Source organism: Streptomyces sp. NPDC051452, from assembly GCF_044454765.1.
Lineage (GTDB): Bacteria > Actinomycetota > Actinomycetes > Streptomycetales > Streptomycetaceae > Streptomyces.
In genome coordinates this window covers 787,549-814,003 of the sequence record NZ_JBITEB010000001.1, presented here as the reverse complement: position 1 = coordinate 814,003, position 26,455 = coordinate 787,549, and the positions used below count along the sequence as shown (strand labels likewise).

The window sequence follows — 26,455 nt, the reverse complement described above, 5'->3', positions numbered from 1 at the left end:
ACCGGAGGGCTAGCGGTCAGTCGGGGGCGGGTGTCGGCTCCGGGCGGGCCCGAGGTGCCGGGTCGCTCTGTGCGATGCGGGCCAGATCGGTCAGCAGTGAGTCCAGCCAGGACACGGTGGCGTAGTACAGCCGGGGCGCGCCGGGCGGTTCCACCGCGAACTCCGCGAGCGCCGGATCGAGCATCGGCGGCGGGGCCGTCGGGGTGTCGTCGCCGGGGTCGAGGGCCGCCGAGAGCAGCAGCATCCGCCCGGCCACCCGCTCCCCCAGTGCCCCGACGGACGTGGCCGCCGCGGGGCCGAGCCGGCTCCGGGGCGGCTCCAGCAGGCGTTCGGAACCCCACAGGGTGTGGTGCCCGGCGATGAGGGTCGCCTGCCAGTCCATCCGGGGCGGCGTCCTACGGCGTGCCGCGCCGCCGAACGGCGTCGACTCGCTCTGGTACTGCGCGTAGGCGGACTCCGCGAGGACGACCGCGTTCTGCAGCGACCGGTGGCCCGGGACGGCCGGGGGGCCCGGCGTCGCGCCACCGCCCGCCGTCGGCCCGCCGGCGACGGTGGCGCCGGTGGCCACCACGATCTCGGCCGCCCTGCGCAGTAGTTCGGCGGCCGTGCGGCGCAGCTCGTCGTGGGCGCCGCGCGGCCAGGCCAGCAGTCCGAAGACGGCGCCGATGGCGCTGCCGACCAGGACGTCCAGCATCCTGACCTCCGCCAGGTGCCAGGTCGGCGGGGCGAGCTGGGCGAAGACCAGCGCCACGAGCACGGTGAACAGCCCCTGCGCCCAGCCGACGCCCTTGACCGGCCCGACCGTGAAGGCGAACAGCATCCACACCGGCAGCACGGCGGCGTACACCGTGGTGTCCGTTCCGCCCAGGGTCAGCACCCCGGCGGTCAGCAGGGCCCCGGCGAGCGTTCCGGTGAGCGCGACGCGGATGGTGCTCCAGGTCTCGTCCATGGTGGTGCGGGTGAGGGTGAGTGTCGCGAGCGTGGCCCAGAAGCCGTGGGGCAGGGTGTCCACCCCGGCCACGAGCCGGGCCGCCGTCAGCGCCAGGGCCAGGCGCACCGCGTTCTGGAAGAAGACCGAGCGTCGCCCGGCGTGGCCGCGCAGCCGGTGCCACCACAGGACCGGTGGGCCGGCCGTGGCGTACCAGAAGCGCCCCGGCGCCACCTCCACCGAGGCGTGCCGGCCGTGCACCGCCAGATCGGCCGCCGCGCCCATGGCCAGCGCGGCATCGGCGATCTCCAGCACGGCGGCGTGCCGGCGGAGCACGGCGGCGGGGAACCCGGCGGCCGATGCGGCGCCGGGGGCGGGGTGCGCGCCGTCGGCGTGGGCGGACACGCCCGAGGACAGGGCGGACAGGCGCGCGCGGGCGGCCGCGAGGTTCTCGTGGGGCGTCACGGGGGACGGCCCGCCTCGCAGGCAGGCGCCGGTGGCGGTGGCGAGGCCCGTCACCGCCGTCAGTACGGCGCTGACCTCGGGACCCGGCGGGGTGCCCGGCGCGGCGGGCAGCAGCGCCAGCCGGCTGAGCAGCGTGCGGGTGGCCAGCCCGGTGTGGGTGAGGGCGCGGTCGCGCACCTCGGGCCCCGCCGGCCGCTCCGCCTCCGGCACGGTGAGCGGTCGCAGCCCTTGGCCGGTCTGTTGCGCCGTCCGGAAGTCGTCGTCGCCCAGGGCGTACGGGGGTGTGGTGAGGAGCGTCGCGCAGTGGGCGGCGGTCCGGGCGGCGTCGGCGGCCCGCTCCCGGTACGACGGCGGGCGCGGCTCGGGAAAGATCAGCGCTTCGGCGAGGACGAGGAGCACCAGGCCGGTCGTCGTCCCGACCAGCCGCTCGGCGAGCGAGCCGGGATCGTACGGGGGGAAGGACGGCAACATGTAGAGCAGTTGCAGACCCGGCGCCGCTCCCGCCGGACGCGGACCGCCGACAGCGGCGAAGGCCAGGGTGAAGCCGACCAGCAGCATGCCGACGACCGCGCTCCAGGTCCGTACCGAGAGGTAGGTGCCGACGATCACCAGCAGCCAGCACACCGGCAGCGCGCGGACCATCGTCGCCGCGCGCTGCCGTCCGGTGCCGGGGATCCGTGAGAGTCCGCCCAGGGCCACGGCGGCGAACAGCGCGTAGGTGGCCGCGACGGGGCGTCCGAGACCGTAACGGAAGAGGTAGAACCCGGCCGCGGCGACCAGCGTGACGCGTACGGCCCTGCGGCCCGCGACCGCGTAGGCCGCCGGAATCCGACGGGCTGTGACACCCCACACCCCTACAGAATCCCCCACCCTCGGGCACCCGGCACCTTCCCGGGCGGGTCAGCTCACGGCTCGCGGTGCTCGTGCGCGGCGGTCTCCAGTTCCTGGGCCTCCGCCTCGGCGAGGCGTGTCTCGGCCGCCACGTCGATCGAGCGCGTCAGCCACCAGTACAGCAGCGCGGACACCGGCAGCCCGATGAACAGGGAGATGTCCGCTCCGCCGAGCGCGTGGGCCGCGGGGCCGACGTACAGGGTGCCGACGGAGAAGAAGGGAATCATGACGGCGAAGCCGACCAGGTACGCGATGATGCCGTGCCAGCCCCAACGGCCGTAGATGCCGTGCGGCTTGAAGATCTCGGCGATGGCGTAGTGCCCGCGCCGGACCACGTAGTAGTCCATGAGGTTCACCGCGGTCCACGGGATGAACAGGTAGAGCACCAGCAGCAGGAAGTTGTTGAAGTTCGCAAGGAAGTTCGAGGTCGCCGACAGGGCGCCGATCAGGGAGAGCGCCGCGGTCAGGCCGATGGTCAGCAGTCGTACGGCCAGTGTGGGACGCACCCGCCGGAACGAGTCGATGGCGCTGATGAGGGTCAGCGAACCGCCGTACATGTTCAGGGCCATGACGGACACCAGGCCGAGCGCGGCGAAGAGCAGGACGATCGCGCCGAATCCGCTGAACACCTTGTCGCCTGCGGCGTTGATCGACGCGATGGTCTCGAAGTCCTTGCCGGCCCAGGCGGCGAGCAGCGTGCCGAGCACCATCAGCCAGATGCCGCCGAGCGCGGAGCCGAAGTAGGTCCAGTAGAAGGTCTTGCGGACGGTCACGTCCGGCGGGAGATAGCGCGAGTAGTCCGAGACGTAGATGGCCCAGCTGATCTGGTAGCCGGCGACCACGCCGAACTGAGCGAGGAACGGCGTCCACTTGAAGGCGCCGAGATCGAAGGATCCGGCCGGATAGTGCAGGGTGACCAGGACACCGACGGTGAAGATCCCGAAGATGATCAGGAAGGTGTAGGTCAGGACCCGCTCGGCCTTGTGGATGACGTCGTAGCCGACCAAGGCGATGACGAGCGCGACGACCGTGACGACGACCACCCACAGTTTGACGCCGCCGTGCAGCGTGTGGTGGAGGGAGTCGGCGGCGAGGACACTGTTGAAGACGTTGAAGCCGGCGTACTGCACATAGGCGAACAGCCACACCAGCAGGGCGCCGACGTAGCCGAACTGGGGCCGCGACTGGATCATCTGCGGCAGGCCCAGCTGGGGGCCCTGCGCCGAGTGGAAGGCCATGAAGAAGGTGCCGACGACGGTGCCGGCGACGATGGCCAGCAGCGACCAGAGGAGGTTGCCGCCCTCGGTGATGCTGATGAGTCCCACCGCCAGGGTGGCGATCTGGGCGTTGGACATGAACCACAGCGGACCCAGGTGCCAGAGCTTGCCGTGCCGCTCGTCCAGCGGGACGTAGTCGATGGACCGGACCTCCAGGCCGGACACCCTGGATTCAGTCGAAGTGCTCATGCCACCTCCCGGGAGCCGTGTGCGCCGCCTCCGGAAGACATTCTTCCTCCACGGGGGCGCGGTGACGACCGGGCGGCCCCGCCGCCCGCCGCCCACGGTCCTCCCGGACGGTGTGCGATCCGGCCTGTCCGCTCCGCGCGTACGCCGCCACCGTGCCGCGGTGGATCTCTTCTCACGCGTTCCGATCGCCCTGGTCACTCCCTGCCGGGCCGAGCCGACCGTGGACGCGCCGGGCTGCTGGAAGCTCGTCCCGATCGCGCGACGGCCGTCGGCCGTCGGCCAAGCATGGTGTTGCGCGGGCCGGGGGCGCCTTCGGATCCGGGCCGCCGCCCCGCGGCGTTCCTCCGGCTTGGGACTTGAGGTCGTCTCGGCGCGGCGGAACTTACGGTTTGTGGGTGGTCCAGAGCAGTTCCGCCGGCCAGCGGTGTGCCCAGTCGGGTGGGTCGGTTTCGTTGTAGCCGTTGGGCGTTCCGGGTCCGGGCCGCGGCTCGATGAGGTCGTCGATGACGAGACCCGCGCCGCGCAGGACTCTTACCCAGTCGCCGTAGGTGAGCTGATAGCTGGTCGCGCCGTCGTCTTCGGCGATGGTGTTCAGCCCGAAGTAGTCCCGCTGCAGCGTCGTGGTCACGCGGCCGGCGGCTTCGTCGTAGCAGGCTTCGAACCAGGGGCTGGCGACGTTGAACACCAGGCGCCCGCCTCGGCGCAATACGCGTGCGGCCTGCGGGACGGCCAGGTGCGGGGGCGCCCAGCTGAGCCCGCCGAAGTCGCAGAACACCAGGTCGAAGCTGTCGGCGGCGAAGGGGAGTTGTTCGGCGGCGCCTTGCACGAGCGGGTAGCGGGCCGCTCCCATCGCGCGGGCCGCCGCGCCGAGTTGGGCTTCGGACAGGTCGAGCCCGACCACCGTGGCACCCTCGGCGGCGAGCGCCCTGGACCACTGGCCGGCGCCGCAGCCGAGTTCGAGGACTCGCTTGCCGGTGACGTCGCCCAGGGCGTCCAGGTGCGCGTCGGGGATGGAGTACATCCCCCACAGCCGGGGTGTGGCGCCGATTCGCGGGTCGTGCTTGTGCTGGTAGGCGCTGCTGATCCGGTTCCAGAGCCGCCGGTTGGCGGGGATGCTGTCCACGTGCCGACTCCAGCACCGCCTGCCCCGTGCGGTCAACATGATTAGGGCACTGGCCGGCCCTCGCCTCGGTCCGGTCCCGACTCGGTCCTGGCCGGTCTCGCAGTCGACCGGACCGGGTGCGGGCTGACGACCCAACAGGCCCTCAACCGGCAGGCGAGTGCCCCGGCAGCTGCCCCGCGCCCTGGATCAGGCACTCGATCAGGTAGTCGCCCGTGTCCTCGTCGAGGGTCACGCCGTGGGTCTCGCTGCGGAAGCCGGGGAAGCGGCGGTCGAAGGACTCCAGGGCGGTGAGATAGCGCAGCAGCGGGCCGTCGGGTGCACCGATGGACTCGCCCGGCATCAGGACCGGGATGCCGGGCGGGGTGACCGTCACCATGGCGGCCGCCACCCGGCCCGCCGCCTGCGAGATCCGGACCCGCTCGGTGTCACCCCGCACCAGCCGCTGGTAGCAGTGCTGGGGTGGCGCCACGGGCTGCGGGAGCTGCTGGAAGGCCGTGTCCAAAAGCTCCACCAGACGCACCGAGCGCAGTTGCTCGTGCATCTCGTGGCACAGCCCGCGCAGGGTCAGGCCCGCGTACCGGCGGGGGTGCCCGGCGACGGCCTCCGGCAGGACCCGCTCCAGTGGGGCGTCGGCGTCGTAGAGGGCCTTGAAATCCGTCAGGGCGTCCAGCAGGGTGCCCCACTTGCCCTTGGTGATGCCCATGGAGAACAGGATCAGCGTGGTGTAGCTGTCGGTCTTCTCCACCACGACCTTCCGGGTGGCCAGATAGGCGGTGAGCACCCGGGCCGGGATGCCCTCCTCGGCCATCTCGCCGGTGGCGGTGATCCCAGGGCAGGTCAGCGTGACCTTGACGGGGTCCAACATGCAGTGGCCCTCGGTCAGCCCGGGGAAGCCGTGCCATTCGGCGCCGGGCTCCAGCAGCCAGCAGGACTGCTCCGTGCGCAGCAGCTCCGGCGTGGCTTCCTCGAACGGCAGCCGGTCGCCGGTCGCCGGGTCGGTGACCGTGTCCGGCTGCCACACCCCGAAGAACCACGGCGGCCGGTCCCCGGCGCTCTCGATCCGGCGTCGCAGGCGCACCATCTCCTGACGGAAGCGGATCGCCTCGGTCACCGCCTCGTCGATCAGCCACTCGCCCTGCGGGCCGTCCATCATCGCCGTCGCCACGTCGAGCGAGGCGATCATCGGGTAGAGGGGCGAGGTGGTGCCGTGCATCATCAGCGCCTCGTTGAACCGGTCATGCTGCACCGGTGCCCGCGGTGCGGATCGCATGTGCACCATCGCGCTCTGCGACAGCGCCGCCAGCAGCTTGTGCGTGGACTGGGTGGCGAACACGGTCGGGCGGTCCGGGCCGGGGAAGGCATCCTCGTCCACCGACATGCCGTAACGGCCGGCGTAGAGTGGGTGGAAACGGGCGTACGCGAACCACGCCTCGTCGAAGTGCACCCGGGGCGTACTGGCGGCGAACGCGCGAGCGGTGGCTACGGCGTCGTAACTCAGGCCGTCGTAAGTGGAGTTGGTGAACACCGCGTACTGCGGGTGCGGGGACACCGCGCCCTCGGTGAGCGGATGCGCGGCGATCCGGGCCGCCACCGCGTCCGCGGCGATCTCGGCCGGGGGCAGCGGTCCCGCCAGGCCGTAGCCGTTACGGGTGGGGACCAGATAGACCGGCCGGGCACCCGAGACGACCAGGCCGTGCAGCACGGACTTGTGGCAGTTGCGGTCCACCAGCGCGATCTCGTCGCGGGTGACGCTGAAATGGCCCACCAGGCGATTGCACGTCGAGTCGCCGTGCAGCACGAAGTAGGTGCGTTCGGAGCCGAACACACGGGCCGCGTTGCGCTCCGCCTCGCCGATCGGGCCGGTGTGCTCGAACAGCGAGCCCAGTTCCTCGACCGAGATCGACAGGTCGCTGCGCAGCAGCCGCTCTCCGAAGTAGTCGTGGAAGGCGCGTCCCGCCGGCGACTTGAGGAAGGCGACACCGCCGGAGTGGGCCGGGGTGTGCCAGGAGTATTGGTGGGCGTCGTCGAAGCGGCGCAGTGCCCGGAAGAACGGCGGCAGCACGGATTCCCGGTAGGCGTGGGCGGCGGTGGTGATACGGCCCGCGATGAAACCCGGGGTGTCCTCCAGCGGCCAGACGTAGCCCACGACCGATTCGGACACCCACAGCGGCAGGTCCCCAAGGCCCTCGTCGGCCATCACCAAGAAGACCGGCAGGTTCCGGAATCGGCGGCCGATCCGGCGCAGCACGGCGCCGCCGCCCGGGGTCTCCTCGAGTGTGCCTCCCGGCGCGGCGAGCGCGGCGCCGGGCCCGTCACCGGCGGCCCCGGGAAGGTCCCAGGCCACCAACGCCGCCGCCAGACCAGCCTCGGTGCGCAGTACCGCGTCCGCGTCCTTTGCCGTCACCGCCCAACGGACTTCGAAACCGCCCGCCTCGATCGCGTCCCGGATCTTCCGTAACTGCTGGGGCTCGGCGCCCTCGCCCCGAGGGTGTTCCGGTACCGCGACCATGATCCTGCTGTCGGCCATGCGCCCTCCCGCCCTCCGCGGCGGCGCCCCGGCCGCCCCGGCCAGTGTCCTGGCGGCGCACCAGGCAGAACGGCGGCCGGGACGGCAAACCACCGCTATGGCGGAAACCGCCGTCCCGACGTTGACTTTCGCAACACGCCCCTGGCCCGCGGCCCGCGGATACGCGTCACGGGCGCCCACCGGGTGGTCGGCCGCCGTGCTCCGCCCGGCCTGGGCGCACACTGGCCGTGCCGCCATTCCGAGCCCAGCGGTGGGTCATGGCCACTCCCGGGCAGGCTGCACCGGCACCCTCGTACTCGTGAACCTCGCGCTGCGGCGTCGCCCGATTCACCGTAGGGGCCCGGCGCCCGGCGCGCGTGGTGCGGCATGCGACCGGCGGTGGCCGACCGCATGATGGGGACAAGGAGGCGGAGGGAGAGTAGCCATGTCGGACGGGCGGACTCCGATGGCCCCGCAGTCGGCGACGCGGGCCCCGGCCGAACAGCGCGTCGGCGCGGGCAGCGTTCTCCTCGCGTTCGCGCCCTGGATCATCTTCGGAGTCGTCGCGAGCCCCAGCACCTGGGAGTACGCGGCGCTCGCGGCACTGATCGCCGCGATCGTCCTGTCGGGACAGGACCTGCTGCACGGGAAGCTGCGCGTCCTGGACCTGACCGGCATCGTGTTCTTCGCGGTGCTCTCGGTCCTCGCGCTGGCCCTGGACCGCGGAGAACTCGCCTGGCTCGAGAAGTACGCCCAGGTCGTCTCCAGCGGGCTGGTGGCGGTGGTGGCCTTCGGATCGCTGCTGTTCGACCCGTTCACCGCCCAGTACGCCCGGGAGTCGGCGCCCGAAAGCGTCTGGAACTCCCCCGTCTTCCAGCACATCAACAGGGTGCTCACGACGGTCTGGGGCGTGGCCTTCGCCCTGATGACGCTCTCCACGTGGCTGGGGGTGCGCCATCCCGGCCAGAGCGACTGGTTCGACTGGGTCGTTCCCGTCGCGCTGCTGGTGGGCGCGATCAAGTTCACCCGGCGCTATCCGGAGCGGTACAAGGCCCGTATGACGCCGGTATGAGCCTGTCGTGGTCGGGGCCGCGGCGGGTCAGGCGCGGAAAGGACCGGGCGGCCAGCAGAAAGGCGAGCGTCGTCAGCACGAACGGCCAGGTGAGCGCGTGACCGCCGGACGGGGCGAGCAGGGCGGACACGGCCGGGGTGAGGACGGTCGCCGTCGCGGCGCCGAGCAGCGCGTACACCAGCGTCGCCGGGCAGGCCACCAGGAAGACACCGCACAGGCCCAGCGCGACGAGCACCGCGTTGCACCCCATCGTCCCGTCGGCGATCCGCTCGGCCGGCGCCCCGAACGCCCAGGCCGTGACGATGGCCGTCGCGCTGCCGGAGCAGACCACCAGTCCCGCGACCCGGCTCGCCACGAAGACGCCCGCCAGCAACAGGGCTCCGGCGTACCACTCGTCCAGGAAGAAGACCTGGGACACGTTGCGGAAGAAGGCCCGCCACACGTCGTGCGGGCCCAGACCGGTGGGGGCGGTGGCGGCCCGGGGCAGCGCGGCGAGGCCGTCACCGTGCGACCAGATCCGCCGGAAGGCGGGCGCGGCGATGGTGACCGCGCTCGCCACCAGGCAGTACGGCATGGTCAGGGTGGGCAGCTCCCACTCGCCCAGCAACCGGACCACTGCCGCCGTGACGACGGTGACCAGGACGCACACCAGAGCGGCGAGCAGTGCCGTGGTGTGTCCGGCCGCGTCCAGGTACACGGCGCAACTGAGCGCCGCCAGACAGGAGTTGAATCCCTCCAGGCCTGTCCGTACCCGATCGCGGGACACGCCCAGCAGCCCTGCGGTACCGGTGCCGAGGGCGGCGCCGCCCAGACCGTAGACGCCGTACCGCCAGTCAGCGGCCAGCAGCGCCAGACCGAAGAGGACGCCCGTCCAGGCGTTGCCCAGGAACATGACCTGGCCGAGGCCGCGCAGCACATACGCCCCGCGTGCAACGCCCAGTCCCGGACGCCTGGAGTCGCGCCCCGGGCGCCCGGGATGTCCTCGGCGCCTCGGACGGGCGCGGTGCGACGCCGCTCTCTCCTGCCGCTCCCCCGGCGCGCCTTCGCCACCAAGCACGCCCACCCTCATCCGGCGCCTCATCCCCAGCCCCCCAGCCTGCGCCCACCACCACCGCCGGATATCGTATAGCGGAAAATGGTTGCCGCGAAGCGGAAGGTTCAGCCGAGGTCCGGGCACAGCACCGCTCGCACTCCCCGCAGCTCGCCCTTCTCCATCCGCGCGTGCACCTCGCGCGCCGCGCTCAGCGGCCGGACCTCGATCCGTCGCGGGCGCAGGGCGTGTCGACCGAGCAGGTCGACGAGGCACGCGGCGGCCTCGGCGAGTTCGCCGGACGTCGCGTGCGAGATGACGAAGCCGATGACGGAGCGGTCGTTCATGTACAGCGCGCCCGCGGGCAGCACGGGGCGGGTTCCGGCACCGGCCAGCAGCACCACACGGCCGCGACGGGCCAACAGGCCGACCGTGGTGTCCAGGTCGTTGACGCCCGCGGTGTCCAGGTACAGGTCGACGCCAAGTGGCGCCGCCTGACGGAGCTTTGGCACCAGATCGGGGTCCCGGTAGTCGAGCACCTGGTCCGCGCCCAGGTCGGCGCAGTACCGTGCGTCCGCGGCGGCGGCGGTGGCGAGGACCCGGGCGCCGGCCCGTGCGGCGAGCGTCACCAGGGCGCTGCCGACGTGGCCCGCCGCGCCCGCGACCAGTACCGTCTCGCCCACCCGTAGGTGGCCATGGGTGAACAACGCGAGATAGGCGGTCGCCGCCGGGTGCAGGACGGCCACCGCCTCGCACGGGTCGACGCCGCCCGGCAGGGGGTACAACCGGTCGGCCGCCACCACGGCCTGTTGTGCCGCGGCGCCCTGACGCCCCTCGTGCCCGAGGCTGTTGCACCACACCCGATCCCCCGCGCGAAAGCCCGTCGCTCCGGGCCCCGCCGCCGCGACCGTGCCCACCAGGTCACGGCCGATGACAAAGGGGAAGTCCAGGTGGGTGCGGAAGGCGCCCGACCGGACGAAGGTGTCCACCGGGTTGACCGTGGTGGCCTCGACGTCGACGAGGACATCGGTGGGACCGGGCCGGGGCGCGGCGATCTCTCCGTATCGGATGACGTCCGGAGCACCCAGTTCCTCGATGAACGCTGCACGCATGAGTCGCACCCTCGGTCGGCGGGGGCCGGGCGCGCGCCGCCGACTGCCGGCCGCCGCGCCTCCTCGGTTCCGACGAGCCCGGCCGGGGGGGGGGGGGGGGGGGGGGGGGGGCCGGGCGGGGGGGGGGCCCCCCCCCCCCCCGGCCGGAGCACGGCAGTCGGATCAGGATCGATGCCGGATTCCCACCGGGGGGCTTCCGGTCACCAATAGTGCCGACGGCCGGCGACCGCGTGCCCCATCGAACCCAGGATCCACAGAATGGCCCCGATGACCAACAGGATGATGCCTATGGTCCACAGGATCGATATGCCTGTGAGGAAGCCGATGATGAGCAGGATGATGCCCAAGGCGATCATGACGTGCCTCCTGCCGGATAGCATTATTCCTGTTCCCCGTGTGCCCCCAACCGACGGTTCAGTGCACCCGAAGAGGCAAAAGCTTTCCCTAGCTTTTCCGAGGAAGCGTGAGGGGCGGTAGACAGGTCATTCCGGCGGGAAAAACCAGGGAAAGCAAGGTCATACAGGAGATATCCATAGCCTTCATGGGCTCCTCGGGCTAATTGCCTTCCTTTGCACTTACTCAAGCCTTTGGGCTCCTCCGGGTCGCGACCACAGGGCGACGGCTACCAGCAGGAGCCCGCAGGCGGCGACCATGAGCCAGCCCGGGCGGGAGGCGTGGGCGAGCTGTGTCGGGCCGGTGCCCGCCAGCAGGCCGCCGGCGAGGGCGATACCGAGCGCGGCGCCGAACTGCCGTGCCGTGGAGGTGATCGCTCCGGCCACTCCGGCCTGAGCCGGGGGCAGCCCGCCGACCGCGGTGTTGGTGATCGGGGCGTTGGCGAAGCCGAACCCGATGCCGATCAGGAGGTAGGCGGCGAGGAGGAGGAACAGGCTTGTGTGCTGGTGGAGTCGGGTCAGGCACAGCCCGCCGGCCGTGACGAAGCCGCCGGCGAGGAGCAGTGGCCGGCACGGTCCGAGGCGGCCGACCAGCCGGCCGGACCAGGGCGCGCAGACGCTCGCGCCGACGGCCATGGGCAGGGTCGCGGTGCCGGCGGCCAGCGGGGTGAAGCCTCGACCGTGCTGGAGGTAAAGGGTGTTGAGCAGCATCGTGGCGTTCAGCGCGACGAAGACCGCCACGGCGCCGACGACAGCCCCGCTGAACGCGGGGCTGCGGAAGAGGCGCGGGTCCATCAGCGGCTCGTGCCGTCGGGTCTCCACCCGGACGAATCCGGCCGTCGCCGCGGCGGCTATGGCGTAGGCGGCCAGCGCCGCGGGGCCCGTCCAGCCGATCCGGGGGCCTTCGATCAGGATGCCGACCCAGGCCCCGATGACCACGGTCAGCAGCACCTGGCCGGGGAGGTCGGGCCGGCGTGCCCGGGGCGCCCGTGACTCGGGCACGAAGACCGCGCTCAGCACCAGGGCGGCGACGATGACGGGCGCGTTGATCCAGAACAGCGCCCGCCAGCCGAGTGCCGCCACGAGGGCGCCACCCGTGACCGGGCCTACGGCCATGCTGAGTCCGAAGACGGAGGCCCAGACGCCGATCGCCTGTGCCCGCTCCCTGGGGTCGGGCATCGCGTTCACCACGATCGCCAGAGCGACCGGGCTGAGCATCGACGCACCGACACCCTGGACCACCCGGGCCGCGACGAGCGCGCCGACCGATGGAGCCCACGCGCAGACCAGCGAGGCCACGCCGAACACGGCCAGCCCGGCCTGGAACACCCGCCGGCGCCCGAACCGGTCGGCCAGCGCGCCGGAGGAGATCAGCAGGGCCGCCAGGACGATGGTGTACGCGTCCACGGTCCATTCCAGACCGCGGGTTCCGACGTCGAGGCCGCGCCCGATGGCCGGCAGTCCCACGTTGACGATGGTGGTGTCCAGACCCACCAGGAACATGCTGAGACAGCAGACGGCCAGTACCGTCCAGCGTCTGCGTCTGCCGAGAACCGGCTTGGCAGGGTGGGTCGTCGTCGCGGTCACGGTCCGCCTCTCACCTGTGAAGGTCGTTGCCCGGTCAGGCTCGGCCACCGGTACCACCGCCGCCCAGCGCTTTTGCCGGGACCGCAAAAACGTGGTGCCGGAGGATGGTGGGGAGAGGCGGCGGACGGTGGGTGACGCGCCGTGCGCGCAAGGCCGTGGGTGGAGGGGCGTGCGTGGAGTGTCGTGTGGCGCGGGCCGACCGCTACGAGCGAGCTGCCGCCCGGCGGTCGGACGGCGGCCCCTACTCCGCCGCTTCGCGGTCTGCCGCGCGGCCTGCCAGGCGCTCGTACCGCTGTCTGGCGGCCTGGGGCGTGCCGAGTCCGAGTCCGAAGGCTATCTCGGGCCAGGTCATTCCTCGTCCGCGCGCCATCTCGAGGAGCCCCGCCTCGAGTTCGTCCATCTCTCCTCGGACCAGGGGCACGAGGGTCAGCGCGGCGGTGATGTCCGCGTGATCCACCTCCGGCTCGCCCTCATCGAGTCGCGCGGCCCCGCTGAGCAGGAATGACACCAGGCGGACCGCCTCGTGCGGACCGAGGACCGAGGGGTGGGTCTGGCGCCGGCGTTGGTCGTCCGTGGCCGCGTGCCGCTCGGCGACGCGGAACAAGGAGGCGTAGACCCGTTGGGCTCGCGCCTCTTCGGGGTTCGGGGGCGTGAAGGGGTCGGAGTGCGCGGGTGTCGATGGCATGGGTCGAGAATGGGCGAGCACACGAAAAGGTGTCAACTGTTTATTGTGAACGAGATGTTCATAGGAGTATGTGTCGTCACGTCTCGCTTCAGCGGTGTCGTAGGGCGTTGAGTCGGGCCGCCTGACGTGTCAGGTAGTCGCGCTCGGCGAGGTTGGGGGCCTTTCGGGCCGCCTCGGCGTACAACCGTGCCGCCGTCGACGCATCGCCGTCGCGCTCGTGGAGGTAGGCCGCCACCGCCGTGTGGCGGGGCAGCGTGTCCTCCAGCGAGGCGAGCGCCGCGAGTCCGGCGCGCGGGCCGTCGGCCTCGCCGACCGCCACGGCGCGGTTGAGGCGGACGACGGGGCTGTCGGTAAGCCGCGCGAGTTCGTCGTACCACTCGACGATCTGCACCCAGTCGGTTTCCTCGGCGGTGGGCGCGTCGGCGTGGAGTGCGGCGATGGCGGCCTGCGCCTGGAACTCGCCCAGCCGGTCGCGGGCGAGGGCCGCCTGCAGGATTCCGACGCCCTCGGCGATCGAGACGGTGTCCCACCGGGCGCGGTCCTGCTCGGCGAGCGGCACCAGGCTGCCGTCGGGGGCCGTCCGGCCGGCGCGCCGGGCGTGGTGGAGCAGCATGAGGGCGAGCAGCCCCGCCACCTCGGGGTGGTCGATGGCGGCCGCGAGCTGCCGGGTGAGCCGGATGGCCTCGGCGGCGAGGTCGATGTCGCCGGAGTAGCCCTCGTTGAAGACCAGATACAGGACGCGCAGCACGGTGGCGACGTCGCCGGGCCGGTCGAACCGTACGCCGGACACGGTGCGCTTGGCGCGGCTGATGCGCTGCGCCATGGTCGCCTCGGGCACCAGATAGGCCTGGGCGATCTGACGGGTGGTCAGTCCGCCGACGGCACGCAGGGTGAGCGCGACCGCCGACGACGGCGTCAGCGACGGGTGGGCGCACAGGAAGTAGAGCTGGAGGGTGTCGTCCGCCGAGTTCGCGGGCCCGGGCGCCGGCTCCTCGTCGACGCGGTCCTCGCGCCGGCGGCGGGCGGTGTCGGCCCGGGTCGCGTCGAGGAACCGGCGCCAGGCCACGGTGATCAGCCAGCCCTTGGCGTCCTTCGGCGGGTCGGCCGGCCAGACGCGGACCGCCTCGACCAGCGCGTCCTGCACGGCGTCCTCGGCCGCCGCGAAGTCGGCTCCGCGGCGGACGAGAACGGCGAGGACGCTCGGCGTGAGGCTGCGCAGCAGCACCTCGTCCATGGGGGTGGTCACTCCGTGATGGTGGGCGGGGCGCTGAGGAAGGGGCGCAGTTCGAGCCACTCGTGGATCGGCTTGCTGCCCGCCCCGGGGGCGGCCGACAGCTCTCCGGCCAGCTCGACGGCGCGTTCGTAGCTGTCGACGTCGATCACCATCCAGCCGGCGATGAGGTCCTTGGTCTCGGCGAACGGCCCGTCGGTGACCGGCGGGCGCCCCTCTCCGTCGTACCGGACGAAGGTGCCCTCGGGAGCGAGCGCCTGGCCGTCGACGAACTCGCCGGTTTTCTCCAGCCGGGCCGCGAAGTCGTGCATGTACTGCATGTGCGCCGAGATCTCCTGCGGTGTCCACTGGTCCATGGGCACGTCGTTGACCGCGGCCGGGGCGCCTCGGTAGTGCTTGAGCAGCAGGTACTTGGCCATGGTGTCTCTCCTCGGTGCCGGTGCGCGACCCATTGTGGTCGCGTTCGTCCCGGGGACGGAGCAGGCCGCGGATTCTCGACATCGCCGCCCGGGATTTTTTTCCGGCTCTCGCGAACGGGCGGTTCCACCGGGCCCTACGACCCGGTGGAACCGCCCGTCGGACAGCGACCGTCACACCGCTAGCCGCGGCGACCCGCCGGATCGTGGGCGACCGTGCCCCGGCCGTCGTCACCGGGGGCCGCGGCGGAGCCGTCGGCCTCGGTACCCGTGCCCGGCGCCTGCGTGGCCGCCCGGTCGCCGTGCCCCGGCCACCATGCCGCGTGGCCGATGAGCGCGGTGAGGCTCGGGGTGAAGAACATCGCCATGACGAACGCGGCCACGGCGATGCCGAAGGAGACCGCGAAGCCCATCTCCGTCAGCAGCGAGTTGCCCGCGAGCATCATCGTGGCGAAGGTCGCCGCCAGGATGAAGCCGGCGGCCGCCACGGTGGGCCCGGCGTGCCGCAGTGCCATCCCGGCCGCCTCGCGCGGGTCGCGGCCCTCGCGGGCCTCCTCGCGAAGCCGGGCGATCATGAGGATGTTGTAGTCGGTGCCGATGGCGACCACGAACAAGTACATGATCACCGGGAGCATGAACATCAGTCCCGAGTGGCCCTGCGCCACCTGGAAGAGCCACACCGTGGCGCCCAGGGTGGCGCCGAACCCGAGGCCCACCGAGGCGATCAGGTACCAGGGGGCGACCACGCTGCGCAGCAGCAGCCCCAGGATGACCATGATCAGGATCGCCGCGACGGGGAACACCGTCCGGTAGTCGTGGTTGACCGCGCTGTCGATGTCCTTGAAGATCGAGGACATCCCGCCGACGAGGGCCTCGGTGCCCTCGGGGGCGTTGGCGTGGGCGACGTCACGGACCCGCTCCACCGCGTCGATCGCCCGGTCCGTCGACGCCTCGTACTTGAGCGTGACGGTGATGTCCGCTGTGGTGCCCTCCTTGTTCACCTGGCTGAGACGGGCGCTCGCCACGCCGTCCACCGCACCGAGCTTCTTCGCGTAGGCGTCGAAGCCGGCCTTGTCCAGCGGCTTGCCGTCGGTGCTGGAGAGGTAGACGTCGGTGGGTGCGGCGGCGCCGGCCGAGTACGCCTTCTGCATCCGGTCCTGGACGACCATGGATTCCTTGGTCTTGGGCATGGAGCCCGACGCCAGGTCGAACGTGGCGTTGAATCCGAGTGTGCCCAGCGACAGCACGATCAGGACCAGCCCGGAGGCCACGGCGGTCAGTGCCGGGCGGCGCTGCACACCGCGGCCGAGGGCGGCGAACCTGGCGTTGCGCGGCTCCTGCTGCCAGGACTTGGACGGCCAGAACACCTTCGGCCCGATCAGGGAGACCACGGCCGGGATCAGGGTCAGGCCCGCGATCAGCGTCGCGGCCACGGCGATGGCGAGCGCCGGGCCCATCTGCTTGAGGAAGCCCAGCGTGGACAGCGCCAGCGCGAGGAAGGCGATGATCACGGCACCGGCGGCGGAGGCGATGGCCTCGCCGACCCGGTCGACCGCGTTCACCATGGCCTGCTTGGGCTCGTCACCGGCGCGCAGGCGTTCTCGGTAGCGGAACATCAGGAACAGGAAGTAGTCCGTGCCCACACCGAACAGCACGACGATCAGGATCGACGAGATCGAACTGTTGGCCTGTAGGTCGAACAGCTTGGTGGCGTAGGCGATCAAGCCGTTGGCGACGGCGGACACCAGACCGATCAGCACCAGGGGAAGCACGGCGAGGAGCGGCGCCCGGAAGATGATCAGCAGGGTCACCAGGATGATGACGAAGGTGCCGATGCCGATCAGTGCCTGGCCGCGCTTGGAGGAGTCCTCCTGGTCGGCGGCCTGGGCGGCGGATCCGCCGAGCCTGACGTCCAGATGCGTGCCCTTGGCCAGGCTCTTGACCTCCTTGCGCAGCGTCTTGGCCGCTTCGGTCTGTTTGGGCTGGCCGGCGTTCTTGCTGTCCATCTGCACCAGCGTCAGGGCGTACCTGCCGTCCTTCGACGGCTGGCCGGGGACGACCTTCTGCACCTGGTCGATGTGCTTCTCGCCCAGCTCGGCGGTGATCCGGGAGACATCCCGTTTGTCGGCGGCGGTCAGTGCGGCGCCGTCGGTGCGCTGGTAGAGGGCGATCGCGGACGGGGTGAAGGCGCTGGGGAACGCCCTCTCCTGGAGATCCGCCGCTTTGATGGACTCGTAACTCTTCGGCAGGAAACTGCTCTCGTCGCTGTTCGAGGGCAGGCTCGGAGCGGTGGCCACGATGGCCACCGCGGCTATGAGCCATGCCACGATCGTCCAGACGGGATGTCGGACGACAGCGTGTCCTATTCTGCGGAACATGCGGAAGGTCCTCCTGGACAGGAAGATCACCGCAGCCCGGGGAGCGGTCCCTGGCATCGGCGACCCCGACCGGCCCGCCCACGACGGGCCAGTCGACTGGTTGTCTTGTGTCTTGGACCCACATGGTAGTGACCAAGCGCCAACGACGTCTGGTCAGGCCGCTGTTGTGTCGCGCGGGATGGTCGGGAACGGGGAGACGGCGCCGGCCGACGGGAGGGGTGCCGTCGTCAGCGGTGAGCGCGCGGAGGGGAGAGCCGGTAGGAAACAGGCAGGTCCCGCACCTCCACCGAGAGCACCGCCTCCACCGTGTCGCCCGTGGGCAGATGCTTGGCGAGCAGGTCCAGGATGCTCTCGGACAGCCGTGTCTTGCGCGCCTCGGGGCGGCCCGGCATGAGGCCCACCTCCACGTGGACGAACGGGGTCTCGTCACACGCGCCGTCGCCGACGTACGTCCGCACCGGGCGCAGCAGTGTCTTGCACACACCCGTCGAGCCGGACTCCTCCACCACCAGCGGGTGCAGCTCCCGCACCAGGGCGCCCGGGTCGAAGCCCTCGGACAGCCGGGCGGAGTAGTCGATGGCGAGGTGCGGCATGCGGGGACCTTTCACACACTTGGTTTCTCAGGGCAACTATTTTCCCTCACTCGGCCGTGGAGTCGCACCCCGGCCCCCGGTTCCCCGCGGAGGCGGCCGCACCTGACCCCGCCCGAGGGCGGGGTTCAGCGGACGGGCGCGGTGAACGACGTCAGGATCAGTGACGGAGTAGGCCCCGGACTCGAGGCTCGAGCGCGGGGTCGGCCGTCCCGTCGTCCCGGTCGTCCCTGGCCCTATGCCGTCAGTTCCGGCGGGAAGCCGGTCCAGCGCAGTTCGGGGGGAAGGTGCCCCATGTCGTTGAGGAACAGGACGGAGGCCGCGCGGTCGGGGGCGTAGCGGATGACCGTCAGTGCGGCGTTGCCGAGGTTCAGGCCCATCCAACGCCAGGCCGGTGCGTCCAGGGCGTCCCGGACCAGCCAGCCGACCAGGAAGTTGTGTGTCACGACCAGTTCGTGCCGGGGTGCGTCACCGCTCACCGGCCCGGTGAAGCGGGCGAGCGCCTCTCGGGCCAGTTCCGGCCCCCTCGCACGCTCCTCCTCGGGGAACTGGGCGAGCCGCTCCAGCATGGCGTCGGCGAACCGCGGGGGCAGTTCCTCTCTGGTCGGCAGATAGGGGAGGTAGTCTCCTGCGGCTTCCGAGCTCCGTACGGGTACGTCGTCCCGGTCCAGCCGGTCCGCGATCAGTCGCGCGGTCTGTTCTGCACGGGGCAGCGGGCCGTGGTGGATGACCGAGAGAGGGCTGCCGCGCAGTCGCTCGCCGAGGAGTTCCGCCTGGCGGCGGCCGGTGTCCGTGAGTGTGCTCTCGTCCGCCGAGGCCTCGGCGTGCCGTGCCAGGTACAGGTAGCGAGTGGCCGTACCGGCCATAGGTGTTGCTCCTTGGGTAGGCGCGATCTCGTGGATGCCCGGAGGGACGACCGCCGCACCGGACGTGGTTCCCCCGTGCTCGCGCGCCGCGACGTGGTTGCTCACCGCATCGGGTGAACTTCCGTCGCTGGGCTACCCGTATGGTCGGGACACACATACAAGTGACCGGGTAACACCTCGGCAAACCGAGCCAAGACAGCACCTCTGTGGGCTGAACCAAATGGAAACGGGTCTACCGACCCGTATGATCCAGGTATTCGGGCACCCCGCAGTACCCGCTTCTGCCCCCTGCATGTCACGACCGACCGCCGGGGGCGCACCATGGTTACGAATGGAGGACAGATGCCTGAGAACACCGCACCCGTCACCGAGTTGGCCTCGCACTATGTCAATCAGGTGGCCGCTGACCTCGACCAGAACGTCAAGGAGCAGGAACGCATCGCGGCCGACATCACGGCCCTGCAGGGCCAGTTGGCCACACTGCAGCGGGATCACTCCGTGTTGGTGAGCATGCAGCAGGCACTTGGTGTCGCCGCGCCGGTCGGCACATCCGCCGAGCCCCAGAGCCCGGTCGTGCCCTCCCCGCGGAAGAAGTCCGCCGCCGAGTCCGGCAAGCGTCGGGCGACCAAGGCGGCGCCGGCGGCCCGCTCCCAGCAGCCGAAGAAGCCGTCCGCCAAGAAGACCGTGGCCAAGGCCGCGACACAGTCGGCGGCCAAGACCGTGGAAAAGGCGACGACTCAGCCCGTCGACAAGGCCGCGGCGAAGGCCGCAGCCAAGACCGCGGCCGCCAAGACGGCTCAGCCCACGCTCGTCGAACTCGTCCGCGCTCACCTGGCGGAGCAGAGCGAACCCCGCTCCGCGGCCGAAGTCGCCGAGGCCCTCGGCCAGGCCCACTCCGACCGGGAGATCCAGACCAAGGTCGTGCGCACCACGCTGGAGAACCTGGTGGCGAGGAACGCCGCGCAGCGCAGCAAGCAGGGCTCGTCCGTCTTCTACACGGTGACCGGCTCCGCGGAGTCGACGGCCGCCGTCCAGGAGAAGGCGGAGCCGGTGGCGGCCTCCTAGGGCCTGTCTGACAATTCGCGTCGTCGCCCGAAGGGCGGCCGCGCGGCGTCAGGTGCGTGCTCTCGGAGTGCCGGCCCCAGGCCCTCGTACTGGATGTACTCGGGTCTGGGGCCGGTGCGGCGAGTGGGGGTCCCCCCGGCCGAAGGCTGGGGGAGCGTGCATGGCGTCGCGCGGCAGACGCGAATTGTCAGACAGGACCTAGCGGGAGACCTGTGGCGCGGCTGTCCGAGGCCGAGCCACATCGGACCGTGGCCTCGGCGGCTCGCGGCGCGGCGGGCCCGTCCGATGAGGCCCGTGCCGCGCCGGTGGCGGCATACGTGGTCGCTCCGGGGCGGGGTCGCGGTCAGGCCGCGCGCTGGGCGACGGTGGACACCGCTCGTGTGGTGCCGTCGCCGCCGGCCGGCTCCCGGGCACACATCTGGAGCTGGTGGCGCTGGATGAGCCGGTCGACGGTGAGGTGCTCGTCCTCGAAGAGCCGGTGCAGATAGCCCACGGAGATGTGGTGTGCCGACGCCAGGGTCTCCGTGGTGAGTTCCGGGCCTTCGAGGTGACGCTCGATGTGGCCGCGGACACGCAGGACGGGTTGCTTGCGCGCGGTGGACGCGACGCCGGTCCGGGTCCGCTCGGCCACCAGCGTGCCGAACAGGTCCAGCACGCTCGCCGCGAGCCGCCCGGCGACGTCCGGTGGGGATGTGTGTGCCGAGGCGGTCAGCCCCGTGAGGAACGGCGCGCGGACGGCGCCGAGTCCGTCGTCGTGGCGATGGGTGTCGCCGCGATCCCACGGATGTGTTCGTCCGCCCCTCCCGTTCGGTGTCGTAGACGACCATCCCCCCAGCCTCGAGTGAGACTTGGCGGCCCTCTTGTACTGCAGGGGCTCGGCCACCTCGACCACGGTGGTGTGTGCGCCGTCGCCCGCGGCGGTATCCAGGGCCGCCAGCTGGTTCACGCCCTCCGCCGGAACCACTCGCGGGCCTTCGCCGCGCTGGACAGGTCCACCGTGCCCCGCCGGGAGGACGACGGCGCCCCGTGGTCGGGTTCGTACCACCGACCGGTGACCACGGTCGTGTCCAGCAGCCGGCGGAACATGGAGCCGGTGACCGACCGACCGCGCCGTGGTTCCCCACAGTTGGCTAATTTCATGGGATCTTCACAGGAGTAGGTGGCGATGCCCCGATCCATGGAGTGGCGGAATCTCGCTTACGGTCTATGCGGGTCATCCGGTACAAACAGGACCAACATGGTCGGCCGACCTCCGCGCGGAAGACCTCCATCCGGCCTTTACCAGCGTTTTTACCTTCCGGCCGAGCGCTCGAGGCGTGCCGCACCACAAGTGGAATATCGGCTTCTGCTGAACGGGGGGCAACGCGCGGCAAATCGGTCGACCAGGTTACGGTCAATTGTCGCCAACCTGGCGCGTACCACTACCCCCACCTGGGCCCGATGTCTTAGATTCGGCTTGGGGTTAGGGCCCGACCAAACACGCTTAACACTACCAGCTTTGCCGGTCAACAGCCGACATGCGAAGTCCGGCGGCACGACTGCCGTGAGACGCCGCATTTCGAGTACTCGGGGGACGACAGGCTCGCCTCCCCGCCACCGAACTGATCACCGGGAGCGGAATGGAACCCTTCTGTAACACCGACCGAAGCCTGGCCTACGCACTTCAGGACGCGGCCAGGAGAGGCACCATCCGGGGGACGCGGGTCCATATCGGCCGGCGGGAGCACGTCTACAATCTGGGTCAGCCCGACGCGAACATCTATCTCGTCGAAAGTGGACAGGTAAAGACGCTCACCCACACGCGTGACGGAAAGCAGTGCCTGCTGTCCATACACGGCCCCGGCGACGTCTTCGGGGAGTCCAGCGTGCTGGCCGCCAACCGGACCGAGACCGCCCAGGCCATGCAGGTCACGACGTTGGTCCAGGTGCGGGTGGCACAGATCATGACCGACCGCGATCCGCCGCTGCGCGAGGCGTTGATCGGGCACATGGCGAACCGGCTGCTGGAGCAGCAGCAAGTGATAGCCAATTTGGTGACCATGGACAGTGAACATCGGCTCGCGGCACTTCTGGTGAACCTTGGCAAGAAGGTCGGAAAGCACAAGGACCAGACCGCGCTGATCCGCGACCGGATAACTCAGGAAGAGCTTGCGGAAATGGTCGGGACAACGCGTTCCCGGATCGGCTACTTCCTGAAGAGATTCTCCGTCGCCGGAGTGGTGCACCGCACCGAGGATGCGCACCTCTGCATCCACATCGCGGAACTGACGGATTATCTGGAGAGTTCCTCGCTGTCCGCGGGCCTATAGGAACCGCTGACCGGGGCAGGATATCCCGGAATACGTCTCGGCGGCGCCTTGCCGGCGCCGTCCGAATCCGGGACCTCTTCCCGCACCGCTTTCTCCATACGCCTCACCATTTCCTCCAGCAGCCGCTGAGAGGTACCGAAGTTGAGTCTGATGAAGCCTTCGCTTCCGTACTCCCGCCCGTCACTGACGGCGACCCTGCCGCGGCTCAGGAAGAACTCCGCGAGGTCGTCACTGCCCAGCCGGTCGGCCAGCCGCCGGCAGTCGAGCCAGGCCAGATAGCTGGCCTCGGGTGGCGTCAGCACCAGGTCGGAGCCGAAGGACTCGAAGAGTTCGCCCAGCATCCGCCGGCTGCCGTGCAGGTAGTGCCGCACGGTCCGCAGCCAGGGATCGCCCCGGTCGAAAGCGGCCTCGCTTGCGCTGACGCCCAGGATGCCCACGCCGTCCCGTTCCCTCGGCCGCATCTCCATCAGCCGGTCATGGTCCTGAGGCCGGCCTGCCACGGCCACGGCGCACTTCAGACCGGACAGGTTCCAGCCCTTGCTCGCCGAGGCGGCCGTCACCGTCGGCACCCGCGCGGCCTCCGGCAGCGAACCGAGCGGCACATGCCGGTGCCCCGGATGGGTCAGCGGGGCGTGCACCTCGTCGGAGATCACCGCCACCTGGAACTCGGCGGCCAGCCGCAGTACTTCACGCAGCTCCTCGGCGGTGAGGACGCGCCCGGTGGGGTTGTGCGGATTGCACAGGAAGTAGGCCGCCGCACCTGCCCGGAAGGTGCGGGCGAGCCCCTCCAGATCCAGCCGCCAGCGGCCCCCGCGCAGTCGCATCGGCTGGGCGACCACCTGGCGCCCCGCTGCCGCGATGGCCTCGAAATAGGGCGGGTAGGCCGGTACGTCGACCACGACGGCGTCACCCGGCCCGGTGAACCGCTCCAGGGCGACCTCCATCACCCGCATGGTGTCCGGGAACAGCACCACCTTCTCCGGCTCCACCCGCCAGTGGTAGGTCCGCCGCGCCCAGGCGGCGAAGGCCCGCTGTACGGGGGCGTCGGTGGCGTAGACGTAGGCGTACCCGAGGTCCCCGCCCACCGTGAGGTGCGACCGGACGGCGTCGATCACGGGCTCCGCCACGGGGAAGTCCATCTCGGCGATGAACGCAGGGATGATGTCGGGCGGGTAGCGGCACCACTTCTCGCTGCGCCGCGCGGACAGCGACACCGCACGCAACCCGTCGAACAGGCGGACGAGCTCCGGTTGTACCTCGTCCGGCTCCACGGGTTCCCGCCGTACCGGATCCTGCTCTGTCTGTCGTGGCTCCGCCTGTTCCTGCTCTACCTCCGACAACGACTCCTCCTCCGTGCGGTGGGAGCTGCTGGGGCTGCGGGTGTGCCGGTCCCCCGGCTACCAGGTGACGGGCAGTTCCTTGACGCCGTGGATGCCGAACAGGTGGTGCCAGAACGGCACGTCGGCCGCCGGAACGGCGAGCCGCAGCCCCGGCAGCCGGTTGATCAGCCGCGCCAGCGTGACCTGTAGTTCGACCCGGGCCAGGGACTGCCCGGGGCACTGGTGGGGGCCGTGGCCGAAGGCCAGGTGTCCACGGGCGGCGCGGGTCACGTCGAAGCGGTCGGGATCGGGGAAGACCTCGGCGTCCCGGTTGGCGGTCGCGAGCTGGCACACCACGCCCTCCCCCGCCGCGATGGTCTCCGCACCGAGGGAGACGTCGGCGGTGGCGATACGGTTCATGCCGATCTGCATCGCCGTCTGGTGCCGCAGCAGTTCGTCCACCGCGCCCGGGATCAGTTTCGGGTCGGCGCGCAGGGCCGCCAGTTGCCCGGGGTTCTCCAGCAGCAGCATGGTGCCCGTGCCGATCATGGTCGCCGTGGTGTGGTGGCCGGCCGCGAGCAGCAGCCAGGCGATGATCGCGACCTCGGCGCGGTCCAGCAGCCCGGTCGCCACCTGCTCGACCAGCAGCCGGCTGATCAGATCGTCGCCCGGCTGCTTCTCCTTGGCCGCCACCACCCCTTCCAGATGGGCGAGGATGTCGTCCTTGGCCCGCATCGTCTCCTCGGGAGTGCTGCGCCCGTTGATGAGCACCCGGGTGCGCGACTCGAACAGCGGGCTGTCCTCGGCGGGCACGCCGAGCAGTTCGCACACCACGGTGGACGGCACCGGGTAGGCGAGCGCCTCCATCAGGTCCACCGGGCCGCCCGACGCCTCCATGAGGTCGAGGCGGGCGTCGACGATCTGCTCGATCCGCGGGCGCAGTTCCTCGGCCCGGCGGCCGGTGAAGTCCTTGGCGAGCATGCGCCGGTAGCGCAGGTGCTCGGCGCCGTCGAGCCGGGGGAAGGTGCCCTTGAGCACCTGCGGCACGGGCCGGGGGAACATCCGGGGGAAGTCCGGGTGGGAGCTGTCGGCGCTGAAGCGCGGATCGTCCAGCACGGCCCGTACGTCACGGTGCCGGGTGATCAACCGCGCCTCCTGCCCGCTGGGCAGGGTGACCTTGGCGAACGGGTCGTCCGCCTGGAGCCGGCGGTATCCCGGGGGCGGGTCGAACGGGCAGCCCGGCGCCTTCTGCTGCGGGAAGGACGGCGGCTGCGCGCCGGGGGCGGATTCGGGATCCGGCCGCGGTCCGCTCGCGTCCGTGGCGTCCGTCGTGTCCGTCATAGGAGACCCTTCCCTCGCTGCCATCGCGGTCGGCACCCGGCACGGATTTCGACGCTACCTCCCGGCCGTGCGCCGGTTCTGTTCACTTCTGAGCATCACCCGGCTCGAATTGCCGGTTTCAGACATCCGGATGAGCCAGGACGACCGCGGAGTTGATGCCGCCGAACCCGAACCCGTTGGACAGCGCGAAGCCGCCGCGCGCCTGCCGTGCCTCGCCGGCCACGAACCGCAGGCCGGGGTCGACGGGGTCGCGCAGCCCGGGGTCGGGGTGCACGAAGCCGCCGCGCAGTTGCAGGACCACCGCCACCGCCTCCAGGACCCCGGCCGCGGTGAGGCAGTGCCCGGACAGCGCCTTGGTGGCGTTGATCCACGGTCCCTCGTCGCCCGTTCCGAACACCTTGCGCAAGGCCTCGGCCTCGGTCCGGTCGCCGAGCGGCGAACCCGTGCCATGGGCGCTGACCCAGCCGATGTCGCCCGGGCCCAGGCCGGCCTGAGCCAGGGCGCCCAGCATGGCGCGGACCTCGCCGTCGGCCGAGGGATCGGCGAGATGGTTGCCGTCGAGGACGACGGCGCTGCCCGCGAACCCGGCCAGTACCGGGGCGCCGCGCCGGTGCGCGGAACTCGCGGTCTCCAGCACCACGCACGCCGACGCCTGCCCGGGGTGGAAGCCGCGGTGGCCGGTGTCGAAGGGCGCGGGCGGGTGGTCGGGCGCACCCTCGGCCGTGGCCATCGCGCCGAGGGTGAGGTATCCGCGCGTCTGGAGCGCGGACAGCCGGGTCATGGCGCCCACGACCACGCAGACGTCGGCCGCCCCCGACGCGAGCATCCGGGCGCCGTGGGCGAGGGCCAGGTTGCCGCTGGCCGACGCCCCGCCGACCGTGCAGCCCTCGCCGCGGATGCCGAGGATCCGGCTGAGCGTGGCGACGTGGTCGGTGTCCTGGTGGTGCAGGGCGTAACGGGCGGGCAGATAGGCGGGGTTGCGCTCGGCGCGGGCCCGGCTGTCCTCGGTGACCCACTCGGTGACGTTGTTGCCGGCCACCGCGATGCCGATGCGTTCGGCCGGCGGTGCCGTGCGGTCCAGCCCGGCGTACAGCCACGCCTGCAGCGCGGCGACGACGGCGGCGCGGACGGAGACCGGGGAGCGCAGCGCGGTGCGCCGCGCCAGCGCCCCCAGTTCCGGTGGCAGGCCCGAAATCGCGTCCAGGGCTCGGTTCGGGACGTCCTCGTCGGCCAGCTCGGCCGTGAACGCGGGCCGGGGCGCGCCGGGTTCGCCGCCGTCGGGGGGAGCCGGGGCGGTGAGCGCGCCGCGGCCGGTGCGCAGGGCGACGGTGAAGTCGTCGGGGTCGGCCGCGACCGCGCCGAGGACACCGAGACCGGTCACCACCACCGCGGCACCGCCGGCGGCGGCCGTGCTCACAACTGCTTCCGCATGATGGCGGCCAGCGTGCCGATGTCCAGTCCCTGGTGGAACTCGTGCACGGGCACCACGATGTCGAGCTCCTCCATGGTGAGGGTGACGATGTCGGCGCGGTCGATGCTGTTGCAGCCCAGGTCGGACAGGGTGCGGTCCGGGGTGAACCGGTCGGGGTCGATCTCCGGCACGATCTCCAGGGTGGTGCGGCGCAGCACCTCGAGGACGCGCTCCTCGGCGCTGTCCCGGCCTGGGACGCTCATCGCTGATTC

23 protein-coding genes are annotated in these 26,455 nt (G+C 71.4%); 3 read left to right on the top strand and 20 right to left on the bottom strand.

Going from position 1 to position 26,455, the window contains the following annotated elements; translation table 11 throughout:
* Positions 1-16: 16 nt before the first annotated feature.
* The 4 genes from ACIBA9_RS03235 to ACIBA9_RS03220 all read right to left on the bottom strand — a co-directional run bounded on the left by ACIBA9_RS03235 (position 17) and on the right by ACIBA9_RS03220 (position 7,400).
* Positions 17-2,245, bottom strand: coding sequence for an FUSC family protein (locus ACIBA9_RS03235; RefSeq protein ID WP_399359605.1), 2,229 nt, complete (start codon positions 2,243-2,245; stop codon positions 17-19).
* A gap of 53 nt (positions 2,246-2,298) precedes the next feature.
* On the bottom strand, positions 2,299-3,750 hold the full coding sequence (locus ACIBA9_RS03230) for a purine-cytosine permease family protein (RefSeq protein ID WP_399359604.1): 1,452 nt from the start codon (positions 3,748-3,750) through the stop codon (positions 2,299-2,301).
* Between the two features lie 382 nt (positions 3,751-4,132).
* Positions 4,133-4,873: a class I SAM-dependent methyltransferase gene (locus ACIBA9_RS03225; protein ID WP_399359603.1), complete on the bottom strand. Its 741-nt coding sequence runs from the start codon at positions 4,871-4,873 to the stop codon at positions 4,133-4,135.
* Between the two features lie 142 nt (positions 4,874-5,015).
* Positions 5,016-7,400 carry an Orn/Lys/Arg decarboxylase N-terminal domain-containing protein gene (locus ACIBA9_RS03220; RefSeq protein ID WP_399359602.1) on the bottom strand — a complete coding sequence of 795 codons (2,385 nt, stop codon included), beginning with the start codon at positions 7,398-7,400 and terminating at the stop codon, positions 5,016-5,018.
* A gap of 424 nt (positions 7,401-7,824) precedes the next feature.
* Here ACIBA9_RS03220 and ACIBA9_RS03215 point away from each other — a divergent pair, with 424 nt between their 5' ends.
* Positions 7,825-8,451, top strand: coding sequence for a hypothetical protein (locus ACIBA9_RS03215; RefSeq protein WP_399359601.1), 627 nt, complete (start codon positions 7,825-7,827; stop codon positions 8,449-8,451).
* Here the strand turns inward: ACIBA9_RS03215 and ACIBA9_RS03210 are convergent.
* From ACIBA9_RS03210 to ACIBA9_RS03165, 10 genes are all read right to left on the bottom strand, one after another.
* Positions 8,402-9,367: an urea transporter gene (locus ACIBA9_RS03210; RefSeq protein WP_399359600.1), complete on the bottom strand. Its 966-nt coding sequence runs from the start codon at positions 9,365-9,367 to the stop codon at positions 8,402-8,404. The two genes, ACIBA9_RS03215 and ACIBA9_RS03210, sit on opposite strands and share 50 nt — an antisense overlap.
* Positions 9,368-9,609: 242 nt before the next feature.
* The gene (locus ACIBA9_RS03205) at positions 9,610-10,593 is read right to left on the bottom strand and encodes an NADPH:quinone reductase (protein ID WP_399359599.1); all 984 of its coding nucleotides are present in this window, start codon (positions 10,591-10,593) and stop codon (positions 9,610-9,612) included.
* 200 nt (positions 10,594-10,793) lie between these two features.
* Complete coding sequence (locus tag ACIBA9_RS03200) at positions 10,794-10,949, bottom strand: DUF6131 family protein (RefSeq protein ID WP_362152812.1); 156 nt, start codon at positions 10,947-10,949, stop codon at positions 10,794-10,796.
* A gap of 219 nt (positions 10,950-11,168) precedes the next feature.
* Positions 11,169-12,572, bottom strand: coding sequence for an MFS transporter (locus tag ACIBA9_RS03195; RefSeq protein ID WP_399359598.1), 1,404 nt, complete (start codon positions 12,570-12,572; stop codon positions 11,169-11,171).
* A gap of 241 nt (positions 12,573-12,813) precedes the next feature.
* Positions 12,814-13,257, bottom strand: coding sequence for a DNA-binding protein (locus ACIBA9_RS03190; RefSeq protein WP_399359597.1), 444 nt, complete (start codon positions 13,255-13,257; stop codon positions 12,814-12,816).
* Positions 13,258-13,345: 88 nt separating this feature from the next.
* On the bottom strand, positions 13,346-14,491 hold the full coding sequence (locus tag ACIBA9_RS03185; RefSeq protein WP_399360004.1) for an RNA polymerase sigma factor: 1,146 nt from the start codon (positions 14,489-14,491) through the stop codon (positions 13,346-13,348).
* An 8-nt stretch (positions 14,492-14,499) separates the two neighbouring features.
* Positions 14,500-14,907, bottom strand: coding sequence for a YciI family protein (locus ACIBA9_RS03180; RefSeq protein ID WP_399359596.1), 408 nt, complete (start codon positions 14,905-14,907; stop codon positions 14,500-14,502).
* 179 nt (positions 14,908-15,086) lie between these two features.
* Positions 15,087-17,282 (bottom strand): MMPL family transporter, encoded by a 2,196-nt coding sequence (locus tag ACIBA9_RS03175; protein ID WP_399359595.1) that lies wholly within the window; start codon positions 17,280-17,282, stop codon positions 15,087-15,089.
* Positions 17,283-17,509: 227 nt separating this feature from the next.
* Positions 17,510-17,875 (bottom strand): 5-carboxymethyl-2-hydroxymuconate Delta-isomerase, encoded by a 366-nt coding sequence (locus tag ACIBA9_RS03170; protein ID WP_399359594.1) that lies wholly within the window; start codon positions 17,873-17,875, stop codon positions 17,510-17,512.
* A 233-nt stretch (positions 17,876-18,108) separates the two neighbouring features.
* Positions 18,109-18,738, bottom strand: a complete 630-nt coding sequence (locus ACIBA9_RS03165; RefSeq protein WP_399359593.1) for a histidine phosphatase family protein — start codon at positions 18,736-18,738, stop codon at positions 18,109-18,111.
* 342 nt (positions 18,739-19,080) lie between these two features.
* On the opposite strand from ACIBA9_RS03165, the gene ACIBA9_RS03160 reads away from it, so the two are divergent.
* Positions 19,081-19,803: a BlaI/MecI/CopY family transcriptional regulator gene (locus tag ACIBA9_RS03160; RefSeq protein WP_399359592.1), complete on the top strand. Its 723-nt coding sequence runs from the start codon at positions 19,081-19,083 to the stop codon at positions 19,801-19,803.
* A gap of 343 nt (positions 19,804-20,146) precedes the next feature.
* On the opposite strand, the gene ACIBA9_RS03155 is transcribed toward ACIBA9_RS03160, so the two are convergent.
* Positions 20,147-20,749: a hypothetical protein gene (locus ACIBA9_RS03155; RefSeq protein WP_399359591.1), complete on the bottom strand. Its 603-nt coding sequence runs from the start codon at positions 20,747-20,749 to the stop codon at positions 20,147-20,149.
* Positions 20,746-20,943 carry a hypothetical protein gene (locus ACIBA9_RS03150; protein WP_399359590.1) on the bottom strand — a complete coding sequence of 66 codons (198 nt, stop codon included), beginning with the start codon at positions 20,941-20,943 and terminating at the stop codon, positions 20,746-20,748. The genes ACIBA9_RS03155 and ACIBA9_RS03150 overlap by 4 nt, the downstream gene beginning before the upstream one ends.
* Before the next feature lie 479 nt (positions 20,944-21,422).
* Here ACIBA9_RS03150 and ACIBA9_RS03145 point away from each other — a divergent pair, with 479 nt between their 5' ends.
* Positions 21,423-22,112 (top strand): Crp/Fnr family transcriptional regulator, encoded by a 690-nt coding sequence (locus tag ACIBA9_RS03145; protein WP_399359589.1) that lies wholly within the window; start codon positions 21,423-21,425, stop codon positions 22,110-22,112.
* Here the strand turns inward: ACIBA9_RS03145 and ACIBA9_RS03140 are convergent.
* The 4 genes from ACIBA9_RS03140 to ACIBA9_RS03125 form a co-directional block, all read right to left on the bottom strand.
* Positions 22,076-23,452, bottom strand: a complete 1,377-nt coding sequence (locus ACIBA9_RS03140) for a MalY/PatB family protein (RefSeq protein WP_399359588.1) — start codon at positions 23,450-23,452, stop codon at positions 22,076-22,078. The two genes, ACIBA9_RS03145 and ACIBA9_RS03140, sit on opposite strands and share 37 nt — an antisense overlap.
* Positions 23,453-23,509: 57 nt before the next feature.
* Positions 23,510-24,772 (bottom strand): cytochrome P450, encoded by a 1,263-nt coding sequence (locus ACIBA9_RS03135; RefSeq protein ID WP_399359587.1) that lies wholly within the window; start codon positions 24,770-24,772, stop codon positions 23,510-23,512.
* A gap of 118 nt (positions 24,773-24,890) precedes the next feature.
* Positions 24,891-26,189: a beta-ketoacyl synthase N-terminal-like domain-containing protein gene (locus ACIBA9_RS03130; protein ID WP_399359586.1), complete on the bottom strand. Its 1,299-nt coding sequence runs from the start codon at positions 26,187-26,189 to the stop codon at positions 24,891-24,893.
* Positions 26,186-26,446 carry a phosphopantetheine-binding protein gene (locus ACIBA9_RS03125; RefSeq protein WP_362152782.1) on the bottom strand — a complete coding sequence of 87 codons (261 nt, stop codon included), beginning with the start codon at positions 26,444-26,446 and terminating at the stop codon, positions 26,186-26,188. The genes ACIBA9_RS03130 and ACIBA9_RS03125 overlap by 4 nt, the downstream gene beginning before the upstream one ends.
* Positions 26,447-26,455: the final 9 nt, after the last annotated feature.